This is a genomic window from Shimia sp. W99 (genome assembly GCF_053851455.3).
The window spans coordinates 423935-439565 of sequence record NZ_JBSQBU020000001.1 but is presented as its reverse complement, the minus strand read 5'-3'; the positions used below and the strand labels follow the sequence as shown (position 1 = coordinate 439565).

The window sequence follows — 15631 nt, the reverse complement described above, 5'->3', positions numbered from 1 at the left end:
GCGGCCCCGGCGCAAGACCAACCAACAAGGGGCGCATGCGAGGGCATCGAGATGGGAATTTCTCCGGGTAAACCTGCACGACTGGCGATGGCCGGGTTGTGCCTGGCGCTGGTCGTCGCCTGCGACGACGGATTTGACGTGGACCTGCGCGGCGGATTAGGCGCCGAGCTTGACACCACCACCGCCGCCAAGACCGCGACCGCCAAACGCCCCCGACCCGACAATCGCGGCATAATCTCCTATCCCGGCTACCAGGTGGCCGTGGCCAGACGTGGCGATACGCTGAGCGATGTTTCGGCCCGCGTCGGCATCCCGGCAGCCGAGCTGGCCAAATACAATGGCATTCAGCCCGACGCCCGGTTGCGCGACGGCGAAATCGTCGCGCTGCCTTACAAGGTGGCTGAACCTTCCGCGGCAACCGGCGGCACCGGTGTTGTGCAGCCCCCGCAAAGCGATGTCGACATTGCCGCTATTGCCGGAAGCGCCATCGACAAGGCCGAGCCCGAAGTGGCCACGGAAACGCTCGCTCCGGCGGCAGCCCCCGCACCCAATACCCAGACGGGCTATGAGCCGATCCGCCACAAGGTCAAACGCGGCGAAACCGCCTTTACCATCTCGCGGCTCTACAATGTCTCGGTGCGCGCCCTTGCCGAATGGAACGGGCTGGGCAGCGACTTCACCATTCGCGAAAACCAGATCCTGCTGATCCCCCCGGCCGACCCTGTGGCCGAGAAAAAGGCAAAGAGCACATCCTCGTCCTCTGCAGCGGCTCCCGCCACGGCAGCCGCCGCCGCGGCAACGACCACGCTGCCTGGTCAGGGATCACCGACGCCGACGCCGCCCAGCTCGACGAAGCCGCTGCCCCCGGATGACACCAAGGCCAAAGTTGCCACGCCGCAATCTCCGGATCTCGGCAAGACGCAGTCCGCCAGCAGCGCGCGCATGAGCTATCCGGTCGACGGCAAGATCATCCGCCCCTATTCCAAGGGCAAGAACAACGGCATTGATATCGCAGGCAAGGCTGGCACCCCGGTCAAGGCAGCTGCCGATGGCAAGGTTGCCGCAATCACCACGGATGCAGACGATGTCAAGATTGTCGTCCTGCGCCACAGCGACAATCTCATGACGGTCTATTACAACGTCGATACGGTGAAAGTGTCCAAGGGGGCCAGCGTCAAAAGGGGAGAGACCCTTGCCGTCCTTCCCGCCAAAGACAGTTTCGTGCATTTCGAGGTTCGCAAGGGCTTCGACAGTGTCGACCCGATGCCCTATTTGAAGTAACGCGCCGCAGGGGCTCTGCCCCGTCTCAGCAAGCTGAGACTCCCCGGGGTATTTTTGGAAAAAGAAAGTAAAGCGTGGCGTCCGGGGTCAGAGCGCCACGCCACGACGCCCGGCCAGATCCGTAAAGTATTGCCACGCCACCCGGCCCGACCGCGCCCCGCGCGTGGCCTGCCATTCAATCGCCTCTGCGCGCAGGGTCTCATCGTCAACTTCGACGCCGTGGGCATCACAATAGCCGCGGATCATGGCAAGGTAGTCGTCCTGCGTGCAGGGGTGGAAGCCGAGCCAGAGGCCAAAGCGGTCCGAAAGGGAGACTTTTTCCTCGACCGCCTCGGAGGGATTGATCGCGCTCGAGCGTTCATTTTCGATCATGTCCCGCGGCATCAGGTGTCGGCGGTTTGAAGTGGCATAAAAGACCACGTTGTCCGGGCGGCCTTCGATACCGCCATCCAGAACCGCCTTGAGCGATTTATAATGCTGGTCATCATGGCTGAACGAGAGGTCGTCACAAAACAGCAGGAACCGCTCATCGCGCCCGCGCAACAGGTTCAACAGCCGCGCGACACTGGGCAGGTCTTCGCGTTGCAACTCCACGATCTTGAGCGGCAGCCCCTGTTTGAGCACTTCTGCATGCACCGCCTTGACCAGCGACGATTTCCCCATGCCGCGCGCGCCCCACAACAACGCATTGTTGGCCGGAAGACCGCGCGCGAACTGCAACGTGTTCTCCAGCAGCGTATCGCGCGAGCGGTCCACCCCGATCAGAAGGTCGATCTCCACACGGTTGATCCGCGCCACTGCCTCAAGCCGGTCCGGGTCCACGTGCCAGACAAAGCCATCGGCCGCCGAGAAATCCGGCGCCGCCAGCGGAGCGGGTGACATGCGTTCAAGGGCCTCGGCAATGCGGCTCAGCGTGGCGTCTGTCATGGCGGCTCTCCTGTCTTGGTTCGCGGCCCAGAAACCACGATCAGAAGACAGCGGCAAGGGGGAGATACGCAAGCGGCGCGCGGATGATCCCGCGCGCCCTTTCCGACCTTCGGTGGGTCTGGGTCATTTCGAAGCTTCGTCGTCCTCGTCGAACTCTTTCATCAGAGGATCGTCAAATTCTTCTTCGTCGTCATAATAGCCATCCGCGCGCAGCTGTGCCTCGCGTTTGGCTTCCACACGGCGCACGAGGAAGATCGAAATCTCGTATAGCCCGTAAACCACGACAAACAGGATCACCTGCGTGATCACGTCCGGCGGCGTGACCAGCGCGGCCAAAACCAGAATGCCCACGACCGCGTATTTGCGCACGGTGCCCAATCCCTCGGCGCTGACCAGACCGGCCTTGCCCATCAGGGTCAGAAGCACCGGAAGCTGGAAACACAGACCAAAGGCGACGATGAACTTGATGGTCAGGTTCAGGTATTCCTGAGCAGAGCCCTGGAACACAACCGACAGGGGCGCCGCATTCATGCCGCCTTCTACAACCGCTTCTCCTTCTCCGCCAAACTGCTGAAACCCGAGGAAAAAGTCATAGGCCAGCGGTGTGACAACGAAGAACGCGAACGACGCGCCCAGAAGGAACATGAAAGGCGAGGCGATCAGAAACGGCAGGAACGCGCCCTTCTCGTTCTTGTAAAGCCCCGGCGCCACGAAACGCCACATCTGCAGGGCGATATAGGGAAAGGCGAGGATCAGACCACCCAGCAACGACACCTTGATTGCCACGAAGAAGCCTTCCTGCGGCGAAATGAAGATCAGGTCGCAATCCTGTCCCCGCTCGGCCAGAACCGAGCACAAGGGCGCAGTCAGGAAGTTGAAGATCGGGGTGGCCACCGTGAAACAGATGATCATGCCGATCAGGAAGGCAACCACCGAGTGAATCAGGCGGTTGCGCAGTTCGGCCAGATGCTCGATCAACGGGGCCGAGCTGTCGTCGATCTCGTCAGTGCTGCTCATGCTTTGGAGTCCTCGGCGGAATCAGTGGTTTGCGTGGCCTCGCGCGCCGCTTCGGCTCGGGCCTTGGCTTCGGCGGCCGCTTCCTTGGCTGCCTTGGCCTCGGCATCCAGACGATCCTGAGCCTTCTTCGCTGTCGCTTCCTGGATCTTCCGGACATCCTCGGCACGCTGCGCGGCCAGTTTGCCCGTTTCACTCTCGGGATCAAGGTTCAGGTCCGTGACCGACTTGGCCGTCTCCTTGACCGCATCTGTTGCAGCCTTGACCGGGTTCGTGACCTTGTTCAGCCCATCCGTGGCGCTCCGGAATGTGTCGGTCACATCCTTCACGCCAGCCTGATCCGCAGCCTGGTTCATGGCCGTCGAAAACTCACGCGCCATCCCCTTGGCCTTGCCCACGAACCGCCCTACCGAGCGGAACAGCACAGGCAAATCCTTGGGGCCGACGACGATCAGCGCGACGATGCCGATCACCAGCAGTTCAGTCCAACCCAGATCGAACATCTATCAGGCGCCTCCGGCTCAGACTTTGTCTTTTTCGTCTTCGGGGGTAACGTCCTTGGCCGTGTTGGCGGCTTCTTTTTCAAGCTCTTCCTGGCCTTCGTTGATGCCGCGCTTGAACGAGGTGATGCCCTTGCCAACTTCGCCCATGAGCGAGCTGATCTTGCCACGGCCAAACAGCACGAGCACGACAACGGCGATCAGAAGAAGGCCCGGCAGACCGATATTGTTCAACATGTCTTTATCTCCCTAGCATCGGGCGCCGCGCGGGCGTCCCGGTAAATGACGCCTCAGTCGTAGCGCCTTGTTGATCGGTGGAAAAGCGCCAAACACCATGTCAGATGCGCCGATTGGGGGTGTTTGTGCACTTGTTTTGTCATTATCCTGTCAGTTGTCAGCTTTTTGTCAGTTGAAGGGTAAATCAGCGCCATGAAACGAGCGGATCGGCTCTATGCCCTGATCGAGATATTGAAGGATGGCCGCCTGCACCGGGCCGAGGACATGGCCAAGCGGCTTGGGGTTTCCATGCGTACGATATACCGCGACATGGAAACCCTCGCGGCAAGCGGTGTGCCCGTCGAAGGCGAACGTGGGCTGGGATATGCCGCGCGCGCCGCAATCACCCTGCCCCCCCTGAACCTGACAGAAACGGAACTCGAGGCGCTTCACATCGGCTTGGCTGCGGTGGGCGGCGGAATGGAAGGTGATCTGCGCGAAGCCGCCGAATCGCTCAGCGCCAAGATCGACGCCGTACTGCCCGAAGACAGCCGCGCCGCGCCCAAGAGCTTTGGTTTTGCCGTTTATCCCTTTGCCGACGCCGCGCAGGGGTTCCGTCATCTGACCCCCTTGCGCACGGCCATTCGTGCGCGTCAAAAGCTGCGCCTCACCCTGACCGACGGGCGCATTTGCGACGTGCGACCGCTCAAGATGGATTATTGGGGGCGCGTGTGGACTTGCGTCGTCTGGAGCGAAACCGGGGACGGGTTTGAAACACTCCGGGTTGATCAGATCGACACCGTCACCATCCTGCCCGGCCTGTTCGTCGACGAACCGGGCAAGCGTCTTCAGGATTTTCAGCTCCAAACCCTTTGAGGCGTATCATGGCGCAAGTCATGGGATCGTCCTACACTCCAAGCGTTCCGACAAAGGAGGTTCACATGAAGCGCCCGATTTACGCCTTTTCTGCGCTGGTCGCTCTGGCGTCACCCCTCGCGGCTCAGCCCTTGTGCGAAACAATGCACGGAATGCAAGCCTTCGACTATCAGTCCGTTTGCGTCAGCAGCGCCTTGGCCCCGCAGTCAGGCAACCGGTACGACATCGGCTCGATGCGCGACGCAAATGATTACACCGCCTGGTGCGAGGGTGTTCCGGGACCCGGGATCGGAGAACAGATCACGCTGAGCTATCGGTTTGCCGGTCCTCTTGAACGGATCTGGATCAGCAATGGCTACGCCAAGTCGCCCAAGTCATTTGCGGACAATGGACGCATTCGCGACATCACGGTGCATTTCTGGGCCGTGGACGATCCCCAACGCCGGACAATGCAATATCGCCTCGAGGATCACGGTGTGGAACAACCCATCCCGATCCCTTGGACCACTTTACAACCTCGGGTGATCGAAATCGTGATCAACAGCGTCTATCCCGGCGCCCGCTGGCAGGATACCTGCGTCAACGAGCTCTGGCCGGATTTCGGTATGTGAAACGACAGTTCAATCCTTGGCCGGAAACACGAAACACCGGTCGCGCCGGATGGTCAGCCACAGCGGCGTCCCCTCGCCCGGCAGGAACACGTTTGGCACCGTGACCTTGAGCTCGGATCCGTCATAGTCCATGCGGAATTCAACAAGGCTTTCATTGCCCATGAATCGTGCACGCTTCACGATACCCCGCGCCGCCACGCCGTCGCTGGCGGTCGGCAATGGCCCTTTGCCATCACGGTCAAAGTCGAGCTTGAGATGCTGCGGGCGGATCACGATGTCCACCTTGGCGCCGTCCGCCAGCCCCGGCGTCAGGAACTGGCCAAAGGGCGTGTCGGTCAGTGCACCTTTGGAAACACCCCGGATCACGTTGATATCGCTAAAGAAACCAACCGCCTCACGATCCACGGGCGCGTTGTAGATATTGTAGGGCGCGCCTTGTTGAACGATCTTTCCGTGCCGCATCAGCGCAATTTCATCTGCCATGCGCATCGCCTCTTCCGGCTCATGCGTCACCAGCATCACCGCCGTGTCCTCTTCTTTGAGAAGGCTCAACGTCTGATCCCTGATCTCGTCGCGCAGGCGGTTGTCGAGCCCGGAAAACGGCTCGTCCATCAACATGATCCGCGGCCGTGGCGCCAGAGCGCGCGCCAGTGCGATCCGCTGCTGTTCCCCCCCCGAAAGGACATGCGGAAATTCGTCGATCGCCCAGCCCAGATTGACCTTCGCCAAGAGCGCCTCGACACGCGCGCGTTTCTCATCCTTGCTGGTCTTGAGGCCAAAGGCCACGTTGTCCGCCACGCTCAGATGCGGGAACAGGGCAAAGTCCTGAAACATCAGGCCGATATGGCGCCGCTCGGGCGGGATGCGGAACACCGTGTCACAGATCAGCTTGCCGTCGACATAGATTTCGCCGCTGTCCTGCATATCGACCCCGGCAATCATGCGCAGCGTCGTTGATTTGCCGCAGCCAGACGGCCCCAGCAGGCAAAGCACCTGTCCCGGTTGGATGGTCAGTGAAACGTCGTCGACCACCTGTCGGTCACCAAAGGCGCGGCGCAGGTGGCGAACTTCCAGCCGGGGCGGAGGAGAAGATTGAGTCTGCGACTGCACGGGTGCCTCTTGCAATCCCCGAGGGAAATCATCGGGTTTGCCCGAGATGTACCAGCCCCCCCGCCCCGCTTCAACCCTGCGAACGCATCTCAAAAAAACGCTTACACGGTCAGATCAAAGCCGATCTCGTCCATCACCTTGCCGTTGACCTGAATGGCAACCCTGTGCGGCCCCGGATGCAGCGTAAAGGTGGTGGCATTGCCCTTGAGCCGGTGCGCCTTGGTCATCCGCAGCCCCCCCCCGGCAGGGACGAGCCCTTGTTTGAGCTTGAACACTTTCCTGCCCTGCCGCCCACTGGGGCGATGGAACGTAATCACATAGTCAACCAGAACCGGCACGGGCGTTTCGCCCCGCGTTTCCAGAACCACGGACAGGTCCAGCGTTTCGCCGATCGCCAACTCATCCCGCGCCAAGGTCAGCTCCGCGACCGCGATTGGCGCGTCGTGGTGATAGCCCAGCAGCGCCATCGCACCGGGTTCGCCGTGTTTGACCAATGTCCGCAGCCCGTGGCGCGTCATCCAGTCCAGCTCTCGTTTGTCCTGCCGATCGGCTTCGTGCCAATCGTTCAGACGAGAGATGACCTGGTCCGGCGCAATCTTGGCTATGTCGTTGAGATGATTGGCCACTGAGCGCGTCACATACCGTGTCGGATCGGCGTGGAGCGTGTCCAGAAGGGGCAGCGACTCCGTTGGATCAAGGTCGATCTTCTTCGCCCAAGGCAACTTGGGCCGCGTGCCTTCACTTACCAAACGGCGCACATGGTAATTCTCGTCCTCGGCCCAACGGCGCAACCGCGCCATTGTCTCGTCGGGCCAGCGATTGAGAAACGGACGGATGTAGAATTCCATTGAAAACCGCTGCGTCGCCGCGTGCAGCAGGTCAAGCGCCCGCTCGCGTTGGTGCTCCAACCCGTGCCGCACCGCCAGTATTCCCGGCACCGCATGAATGAACCGCCCGAAATCATCATCACGCAGCGTCGGATCCAAGGGCGCGGGCATCGCCGCTTCCAGCTGCGCGGCCATGGTCACGAAATCGGGTGCAAGACGTTTTTCAACGCAATCCGCGATCCACTCCAGTCGCTCCAGAAGTTCACGCCCCTCGAGGCCCGCCACCACTTCGCGGTGAAAATCATCGGCGTCAAAACCGGGAATGGCGGCAGAATACTCTGCCGCCAGATCCCCAAGGCTGTCCGCGTTGAACAGCTGATCTTTCAGAGAAAACCCCTGTGCCAAGGGTTCAGAGCGTCGCGTTGATGTTGCCGCCATCCAGAAGGACGTTCTGCCCCACCATGAAGGCCGCATATTGCGAGCACATGAACGCGCAAGTGGCACCGAAATCGCGCGGATTGCCATCCTTGCCGGCCGGAATTGTCGCCTGCCGCGCCGCGCGTGCCTCTTCGACGCTTTGCCCGCTTTTTTCGGCATTGCCCTTGTCGAGCGCCGCGATCCGGTCAGTGTCATGACTGCCGGGCAACAGGTTGTTGATGTTCACTCCGAAAGGCGCGACCTGACGCGACGTGCCCGCCACATAGCCCGTCAGCCCGGCCCGTGCCGAATTCGACAGGCCCAGAACCGCGATTGGCGCCTTGACCGATTGCGAGGTGATATTGACCACCCGTCCCCAGCCCCTGTCGATCATGCCCGGCACCAAAGCCTTCATCAGGGCAATCGGCGTCAGCATATTGGCCTCGAGCGCGGCAAGGAAATCCTCGCGCTCCCAGTCGGTCCACATACCCGGCGGCGGACCACCCGCGTTGTTGACCAGGATATCGACCCCCTGCGCCGCTTCGATCAGCGCCGCCTGCCCGTCCTGCGAAGTCACGTCACAGGCAATAGTCACGACATCAACACCGAATTCCTTGCGGATCGCCTCGGCCGACGCCTCAAGCGCCTCGGCCCCGCGCGCATTCATGATCAGGTCCACGCCCTCAGCCGCAAGCGCCCGCGCACAGGCCAAACCCAATCCCTTGGACGACGCACATACCAAGGCACGCTTGCCCTTGATTCCCAAATCCATGCGATTCTCCCCTTATTGATGCGGACAGAAAACACCCATCAGCCCAAGGATGCCAGCATATTGCCTGTGCTCAGGCGTCATGCTGCCACAATGTTTCTTTACCTCTTGAACATATTTTACCGGCAAGAGAATCTGAGCGTATGTCGCCGCAAATGCACAATTCAGCCCTGCCCTCGCAACGTCTGCCTGTTTATCAGGCCGATATGTTGCGGGTCATCAATGGCGCCAATCTGGGCGATGGCTTGTCCTATTCCGAAGAATTGGTGCCGGACGATACCTATGTGCTCACGTCCGAGGCCGAACCACACAGCCTGTTACTCGAAGCAGACGACAAGGGTCAGTTCCTGATCGCGGGCGACGCGACACTTGGCAGCCCCGGCGCGCGTGTTTTCCTTGATTGCGTGGCAACCTTCATGCCGCCCTCCGGCGACACAATCGAAGTGCTTGTTCTTGTCGAGGTGGACGAAGACGGCAACATCGCCGAAATCTACGGCGCCCCGCTGGCCCCTCTGGCACATAAGACCGAGTATTCGCTTGTGGGTGTCGACCGCGACATCGCCGTCACCCGGCTTGCGCAACTGGCTTGCGTGAGCTTCACTCGGGGTACGCGCATCACCACAGCCACGGGCGAACAGAAACCGATCGAGGACCTGCGCGTCGGCGACCGCGTGCTGACCCGCGATGACGGTCCACAGGAACTGCGCTGGATCGGGCATTCGACACAGCGCGCCATGGGTGAATTTGCCCCCATCGTGATCACCGCAGGGACGCTCAATAATACAAACGACCTCAAGGTCAGCCCGGAACACCGCCTGTTCATCTACCAGCGCCATGACCAGATTGGCGCGGGGCGATCCGAATTGCTGGTCAAGGCACGCCATCTTGTGAACGGCGACACGGTTTTTGTGCAGGAAGGCGGGTTTGTCGATTATTTTCAGCTGATGTTCGATAGTCACCAGATCATCTTTGCCGAAGGCATCTCCGCCGAAACCATGCAGATTGACACGCGCACCCGCGCCGTGCTGCCCCAGGACATGAAAGAAGACCTGCCCGGTCACGAACGGCGCCGTCACCACGAATACGAAGTGCATGAAAGCCTGCTTGATCGCCCGGATGCGGCCGCCCTTCTGAAACGCGCCTCTTCCAAGTAATCAAGCGCGCTTTTCCTTGCGATTTGACGCGCACGCACCTATACGCGCGCACATGTTGGATGACCGTACAAACCGCCCCGAATTGCCGCCCGAGATTGCGCGCCGCCGCACCTTTGCGATCATCTCGCACCCGGATGCCGGCAAGACCACGCTGACCGAAAAGTTCCTGCTTTACGGTGGCGCGATCCAGATGGCCGGACAGGTCCGCGCCAAGGGCGAAGCGCGTCGCACACGCTCGGACTTCATGAAGATGGAGCAGGACCGCGGTATCTCGGTCTCGGCCTCGGCCATGTCGTTTGATTTTGGCCCCTATCGGTTCAACCTCGTCGACACGCCGGGCCACTCGGATTTCTCCGAGGACACCTATCGCACGCTGACGGCCGTGGATGCCGCCGTGATGGTGATTGACGGCGCCAAAGGTGTGGAAAGCCAGACGCAAAAACTGTTTGAAGTCTGCCGGTTGCGCGACCTTCCTATCCTGACTTTCTGTAACAAGATGGACCGGGAAAGCCGCGATACATTCGACATCATCGACGAGATTCAGGAAAACCTTGCAATCGACGTGACCCCGGCAAGTTGGCCGATCGGCATGGGACGCGAATTCATGGGGTGTTATGACCTTCTCAATGACCGTCTGGAGCTGATGGACCGCGCCGACCGGAACGTCGTTGCCGAATCCATCCAGATTGAAGGTCTGGACGATCCCAAACTGGCAGAGCATGTCCCTGCGCACCTGCTCGAGCAGTTCCTGGAAGAGGTCGAAATGGCCCGCGAACTGCTGCCCGCGCTTGATCCGCAATCCGTGCTCGAAGGTCACATGACCCCGATTTGGTTCGGCTCGGCTATCAACTCTTTCGGGGTTCAGGAACTGATGCAGGGCATCGGCAATTACGGCCCCGAGCCGCAGGTACAAACCGCACAACCGCGCGAGATTTCACCCGAAGAAACAAAGGTTTCCGGGTTTGTCTTCAAAGTGCAGGCCAACATGGATCCCAAGCACCGTGACCGGGTGGCGTTCGTGCGCATGGCCTCCGGCCATTTCAAGCGCGGCATGAAACTGACCCATGTGCGTACCAAGAAACCAATGGCGATTTCCAACCCGGTTCTGTTCCTTGCCTCGGACCGCGAATTGGCGGATGAGGCTTGGGCCGGGGACATCATCGGCATTCCAAACCACGGGCAACTGCGTATCGGCGATACTTTGACCGAAGGCGAAGCGCTGCGCGTGACGGGCATTCCCTCTTTTGCGCCGGAACTCCTGCAAGGCATCCGCGCGGGCGATCCAATGAAGGCCAAACACCTCGAAAAGGCGCTCATGCAATTTGCCGAGGAAGGCGCGGCCAAGGTCTTCAAACCGATGATCGGCTCGGGTTTCATTGTCGGCGTCGTCGGCCAGTTGCAGTTCGAGGTTCTTGCCAGCCGGATCGAGCTTGAATACGGCCTTCCCGTGCGCTTTGAGCAAAGCCAGTTCACCAGCGCACGGTGGGTGAGCGGCGACAGACAAGCCGTTGACAAGTTTGCCAATTCCAACAAACAGCACATCAGCTATGACCATGACGGCGACGTGGTTTACCTTACGCGCTTGCAATGGGACATCGACCGTGTGGAACGCGACTATCCGGAGGTCAAACTGACCGCCACCAAGGAAATGATGGTCTGATCCGATCTGCAATTGCATGGGGTTTTGCCCCATGCAATCATGCCGCCATGACGGATGACGACCTGACCTATCCCGGCGGCCTGCCGGCCCTTCTCGACCGTTACGAAGGGCGGCGCGATCCGTTTAACTTCGGCCCCGAATCCCTGCCCCCTCTTGATTGCGATCTGACCGCCCTGACATCGGCCATTGTTCCGCAATCGAAATCCGAAAAGAATCCTGACGACCCGCGCACGTCCTGGGTGTGGAAGCGTCGGGACATCGCGCGCGAATTTATCGGCAATTCCGAACTGGCCTATCTTAACGGCCTCCTGATCTCGAACCTGCGCAAGCGCGATTTCCCGGAACATACTCCGGCCCTGTTCCGCCGCATCTGGAAGGAAGAAGCGGACCACCTGATCGGCGCGTTGAACCTGCGCTGGCTGGTGTCCTCGGTACAGACCTTTGCCGATCATGGCGACACGCCCACACAGCGCGAAGTTGGCCACGCGCTGCGCATGTTGTTTGGCATGATGAAACTCTACGAGTTCGAACGCACGTTCAGCGGCAAAGCCCCGGACGACGCATTTGGCTTTGGGCGCCGCGTCAAGGCTCGCCTGCCCCTGGATATGGAAAGTTTTTCTTTGAAATCCGGGGGCTTGGACATCAATCTTATTGCGCCGATCTGGGAGCAGGCACAGGGGGACCCCGTGATCGGACCCCTCGCCTGTCACCTACTGGAAGAGTTGAACCGCGAACAGGGCGGCGTGTTTCGACGTCTGCGGATCATGCGCGAACGCCGCGAACGGCAGATGGCCCGCAAATGAGCCGCTGGGGAATCGTTTCGACCATCAAGGCACCCCCCTCCGAGATTTTGGACTTTGTCGCCTATCACCTCGATCTGGGCGCGGACCACTTGTTCGTCTACCTAGACAACCAGAACCCCACGGCCGAAGCGGCCTTGCAGGATCACCCAAAGGTAACGGTGACACGCACAGACGGCGACTACTGGAAAGCGCGGAACATCAAGAAGCCCGCCCGCCATCAGCCACGCCAGACCGTCAATGCCAGCCACGCCTACCGGCAGGCGCACGGGCTGGACTGGTTGGCGCATATCGACGTGGACGAGTTCCTTTGCCCGACCGACCGCCCGGTGGGCGCCCTTCTGGGCGCCCTGCCAAGAAACATGGTCTGCGCCCGCGTCCGACCCGCCGAAGCCCTGGCCACGGACGGGGTTGCCGGGCTGGACCCGGACGCCACCTATTGCAAGGCGTGGATGCCCGGAGATGAAAGCCGCATTACCCTTGAAAAAGAGCTCTACCCCAATTTTGGTGGCTATATCCGCAGCGGCTTCGTCAGCCATGTCGTCGGCAAGATATTCATCCGCACCGGGCTGGAAAATCTCGATTTCCGCATTCACCGCGGCATGCAGGGCAAGCAGGAAATCGGTCCGCGCACGGTGCTTGCTGGGATCGACTTGTGCCACCGGCACATTCCGAGTTGGCACGCCTGGCAGAAGATCATGGATTACCGTATGAGCAAAGGGTCCTACCGCAGCGAGCTCAAACCCACCCGCAAACCCGAGCTTGGCGGACTGTCCCTCAACGAATTGTTTTCCTTCCTTCAACAGGACGGCGGCAAGGACGCGCTCAGGGCATTCTTCGACGAGGTTTGCCTTGCCCGCCCGGAACTCCTGCAAAAACTGCGTGAAAATAGTCTGTTGCGGGTCTATCACCTTGACGCCGAGATCAAGAGAAAGAAACATTTCCCCGAATTTGAATAAATTGTTGCCCAATTAGCAACAGCCTACCCAAGCCATGTCGGCTTTGTTGACCAACTGCCAACAGTCGGATAGAAGACGCGCGTGGATCATTGACGCTCTGCCAGGCGAGGCCATCCGGGCCTGATCCAATCCTAGCCGCTACGGGCCGAGACGTGTCCGTAAATCACGGATACACATGACAAAATTTTCCGACCTGAACCTTAACCCGAAGGTGCTGAAAGCGATCAGCGAAGCGGGCTATGAAACCCCCACCCCCATTCAGGCAGGCGCCATTCCGCCCGCACTCGAAGGCAAGGACGTTCTTGGCATCGCCCAGACCGGTACCGGCAAAACGGCAAGCTTCACGCTGCCGATGCTGTCTTTGCTGGCCCGTGGACGTGCCCGCGCGCGCATGCCGCGCAGCCTCGTGCTCTGCCCCACGCGCGAACTCGCTGCGCAGGTGGCCGAAAACTTCGACACCTATTCCAAGCATCTGAAACTGACCAAGGCGCTGCTTATCGGCGGGGTCAGCTTCAAGGAACAGGACGCGCTGATCGACAAGGGTGTCGATGTTCTGATTGCTACGCCGGGGCGTCTGCTGGACCATTTCGAACGCGGCAAACTTCTGTTGACCGGCGTTCAGGTCATGGTCGTGGACGAAGCCGACCGGATGCTCGACATGGGCTTCATCCCCGATATCGAACGTATCTTCTCGCTGACGCCATTCACCCGCCAGACCCTGTTCTTCTCGGCCACGATGGCGCCGGAAATCGAGCGGATCACCAACACTTTCCTCTCCGCCCCTGCGCGGATCGAAGTCGCCCGCCAAGCCACTGCCTCGGAGACCATCGAACAGGGCGTGGTGATGTTCAAAGCCTCCCGCCGCGACCGTGAAGGCAGCGAAAAACGCCGGGTCCTGCGGGGTCTGATCGACATGGAAGGCGATGCCTGCACCAACGCGATCATCTTCTGCAACCGCAAGACGGATGTGGATATCACCGCGAAATCGCTCAAGAAATACGGCTATGACGCTGCTCCGATCCATGGTGATCTGGACCAGTCGCAGCGGACCCGCACATTGGATTCTTTCCGCAACGGCGAACTGCGTATCCTCGTCGCCTCGGACGTTGCCGCACGCGGCCTTGACGTTCCCAGCGTCAGCCATGTGTTCAATTTCGACGTTCCCGGCCACGCCGAAGATTACGTGCACCGCATTGGCCGCACTGGGCGCGCCGGGCGCGAAGGCAAGGCATTCACCATTTGCACGCCGCGCGATGAAAAGGCTTTCGACGCCGTAGAAGCGCTGATCCAAAAGGAAATTCCGCGCGTTGAGAACCCTGCCAAACCCGAGGAACGCAAATCGCGCCGCAAGAGCGACAAGCCTGTCCCTGAAAAGGAACAGGCAGAGGCAGATCAGCCCCACAAGGCACAGCCAGCTCCCAAGGCGGAAAGCGAAAAGCCAAGTCGTGATCGCTCGGACAAGTCCAGCAGCCGGGGCCGCTCGCGCGGGCGCTCGGGAAGGGATCGCGACGACAACGTTGTCGGCATGGGAGATCACATGCCCTCGTTCATCGCACTCAGCTTTGAAGAGCGTTACGCGGGCTGAATAGAATGCGTTCGGGCAGTTTCGCCCGAACGTCTCCCTAATCCAAAAGCGTATCACCGCGCAGACCGGCGCGCTCCAGATGCACAGGCAAGACCCGTCCATACAGTTGCCGCGTGCGCTCCGGGGCGCCGACCATATCGGGCTTTTCAACGTACGAGAAAATCGCCACGTAGCGTCGCCGTTTCCCTTTGAGCGGGGCCACTCGATGCAATGAGTAACGTCCCCGAAACAGTTGCAAGTCACCCGGTTCCAGTTCCAGAATCGTCACCTGGTCAGATGTGCCATCAAGCACCTTGCTTACTTCTTCAAAGTTTTCATGTTCCTCCCGAATACCCGGCGCATATTCGAAAGCCCCACCGCTTTCAGAGTTCTGGAGGGCAAGCGTCACAGTGAAATTGTTCGTATCAAAATGCCAGGGGAACCCGTTGCCTTCTTCGGCCATATTTACGATGACATCCGCCAGCGGGTCGGCATAGCGAAAGAACGCCGTTTCCTGCAGGCAAGCCTGAATGAACGCATCAAAACCATCACTGTCGTGAATGCGGCGCAGCGGTCCATCGCGGTCAAAACAATCTGCGGCAATGAAGCTGTTTGACCGGTCAAAGAACTGCCTGCGCGGGTCATCAATGGGCAATGTCGGATCATCCGCGGTGAAATACGGATTGGTCCGGCTGAAACTGCGGTGCCCACGATGCGCGACAGAGTCCGCTTCCCTCACCAAGGGCCCAATCGCCTCAGGTCGCAGAAATCCCTTAATCACGGCACAGCCGTCTTTTGCAAGATCGTAACGCACACGCTCCAAAAGCGCATCGCGCGCCGAACCGTCCTCATGAATGGGATAGCGGTCGAGATTGATCAGGTCATTGGCGACATGCGGCAAAGGGGCATCCTCCGATCCATGCCCCAATTAGCCCCCCTTGCCGAC

Annotated in this window: 16 protein-coding genes; 8 read left to right on the top strand and 8 right to left on the bottom strand. The window is 60.2% G+C overall.

Annotated features, from left to right (window positions below; genetic code table 11):
• Window positions 1–51: 51 nt before the first annotated feature.
• Entirely contained in the window at window positions 52–1281 is a 1230-nt protein-coding gene (locus ACS3QZ_RS02090; RefSeq protein WP_456036348.1) for a LysM peptidoglycan-binding domain-containing protein, read from the top strand.
• A gap of 87 nt (window positions 1282–1368) precedes the next feature.
• On the opposite strand, the gene ACS3QZ_RS02085 is transcribed toward ACS3QZ_RS02090, so the two are convergent.
• The 4 genes from ACS3QZ_RS02085 to ACS3QZ_RS02070 form a co-directional block, all read right to left on the bottom strand.
• On the bottom strand, window positions 1369–2208 hold the full coding sequence (locus tag ACS3QZ_RS02085; RefSeq protein WP_456036347.1) for an ATP-binding protein: 840 nt from the start codon (window positions 2206–2208) through the stop codon (window positions 1369–1371).
• Window positions 2209–2331: 123 nt separating this feature from the next.
• Complete coding sequence (tatC, locus tag ACS3QZ_RS02080; protein WP_093092892.1) at window positions 2332–3225, bottom strand: twin-arginine translocase subunit TatC; 894 nt, start codon at window positions 3223–3225, stop codon at window positions 2332–2334.
• Complete coding sequence (gene tatB, locus ACS3QZ_RS02075) at window positions 3222–3725, bottom strand: Sec-independent protein translocase protein TatB (RefSeq protein ID WP_456036346.1); 504 nt, start codon at window positions 3723–3725, stop codon at window positions 3222–3224. The genes tatC and tatB overlap by 4 nt, the downstream gene beginning before the upstream one ends.
• Before the next feature lie 18 nt (window positions 3726–3743).
• Window positions 3744–3959 (bottom strand): twin-arginine translocase TatA/TatE family subunit, encoded by a 216-nt coding sequence (locus ACS3QZ_RS02070; RefSeq protein ID WP_093092896.1) that lies wholly within the window; start codon window positions 3957–3959, stop codon window positions 3744–3746.
• Between the two features lie 192 nt (window positions 3960–4151).
• On the opposite strand from ACS3QZ_RS02070, the gene ACS3QZ_RS02065 reads away from it, so the two are divergent.
• On the top strand, window positions 4152–4814 hold the full coding sequence (locus ACS3QZ_RS02065; RefSeq protein ID WP_456036345.1) for a helix-turn-helix transcriptional regulator: 663 nt from the start codon (window positions 4152–4154) through the stop codon (window positions 4812–4814).
• A gap of 65 nt (window positions 4815–4879) precedes the next feature.
• Window positions 4880–5425, top strand: a complete 546-nt coding sequence (locus ACS3QZ_RS02060) for an NADase-type glycan-binding domain-containing protein (protein ID WP_456036344.1) — start codon at window positions 4880–4882, stop codon at window positions 5423–5425.
• 9 nt (window positions 5426–5434) lie between these two features.
• On the opposite strand, the gene ACS3QZ_RS02055 is transcribed toward ACS3QZ_RS02060, so the two are convergent.
• The 3 genes from ACS3QZ_RS02055 to ACS3QZ_RS02045 all read right to left on the bottom strand — a co-directional run bounded on the left by ACS3QZ_RS02055 (window position 5435) and on the right by ACS3QZ_RS02045 (window position 8551).
• Entirely contained in the window at window positions 5435–6535 is a 1101-nt protein-coding gene (locus tag ACS3QZ_RS02055; protein WP_456036343.1) for an ABC transporter ATP-binding protein, read from the bottom strand.
• Between the two features lie 101 nt (window positions 6536–6636).
• Window positions 6637–7800, bottom strand: a complete 1164-nt coding sequence (locus ACS3QZ_RS02050; protein WP_456036342.1) for a YhaZ family DNA alkylation repair protein — start codon at window positions 7798–7800, stop codon at window positions 6637–6639.
• Window positions 7772–8551 (bottom strand): SDR family oxidoreductase, encoded by a 780-nt coding sequence (locus tag ACS3QZ_RS02045; RefSeq protein ID WP_456036341.1) that lies wholly within the window; start codon window positions 8549–8551, stop codon window positions 7772–7774. Before ACS3QZ_RS02045 ends, ACS3QZ_RS02050 begins: the two co-directional genes overlap by 29 nt.
• A gap of 140 nt (window positions 8552–8691) precedes the next feature.
• Here ACS3QZ_RS02045 and ACS3QZ_RS02040 point away from each other — a divergent pair, with 140 nt between their 5' ends.
• The 5 genes from ACS3QZ_RS02040 to ACS3QZ_RS02020 all read left to right on the top strand — a co-directional run bounded on the left by ACS3QZ_RS02040 (window position 8692) and on the right by ACS3QZ_RS02020 (window position 14706).
• Window positions 8692–9702: a Hint domain-containing protein gene (locus ACS3QZ_RS02040; protein WP_456036340.1), complete on the top strand. Its 1011-nt coding sequence runs from the start codon at window positions 8692–8694 to the stop codon at window positions 9700–9702.
• Between the two features lie 52 nt (window positions 9703–9754).
• A complete protein-coding gene (locus tag ACS3QZ_RS02035; RefSeq protein ID WP_456036339.1) occupies window positions 9755–11362 on the top strand; it encodes a peptide chain release factor 3 in 1608 nt (535 codons plus the stop codon).
• A gap of 47 nt (window positions 11363–11409) precedes the next feature.
• Complete coding sequence (locus ACS3QZ_RS02030; RefSeq protein ID WP_456036338.1) at window positions 11410–12165, top strand: hypothetical protein; 756 nt, start codon at window positions 11410–11412, stop codon at window positions 12163–12165.
• Window positions 12162–13121 (top strand): glycosyltransferase family 2 protein, encoded by a 960-nt coding sequence (locus ACS3QZ_RS02025; protein WP_456036337.1) that lies wholly within the window; start codon window positions 12162–12164, stop codon window positions 13119–13121. Before ACS3QZ_RS02030 ends, ACS3QZ_RS02025 begins: the two co-directional genes overlap by 4 nt.
• Window positions 13122–13296: 175 nt before the next feature.
• Window positions 13297–14706 carry a DEAD/DEAH box helicase gene (locus ACS3QZ_RS02020; protein ID WP_456036336.1) on the top strand — a complete coding sequence of 470 codons (1410 nt, stop codon included), beginning with the start codon at window positions 13297–13299 and terminating at the stop codon, window positions 14704–14706.
• Window positions 14707–14743: 37 nt separating this feature from the next.
• On the opposite strand, the gene ACS3QZ_RS02015 is transcribed toward ACS3QZ_RS02020, so the two are convergent.
• Entirely contained in the window at window positions 14744–15613 is an 870-nt protein-coding gene (locus ACS3QZ_RS02015) for a HalD/BesD family halogenase (RefSeq protein WP_456036335.1), read from the bottom strand.
• Between the last annotated feature and the right edge of the window lie 18 nt (window positions 15614–15631).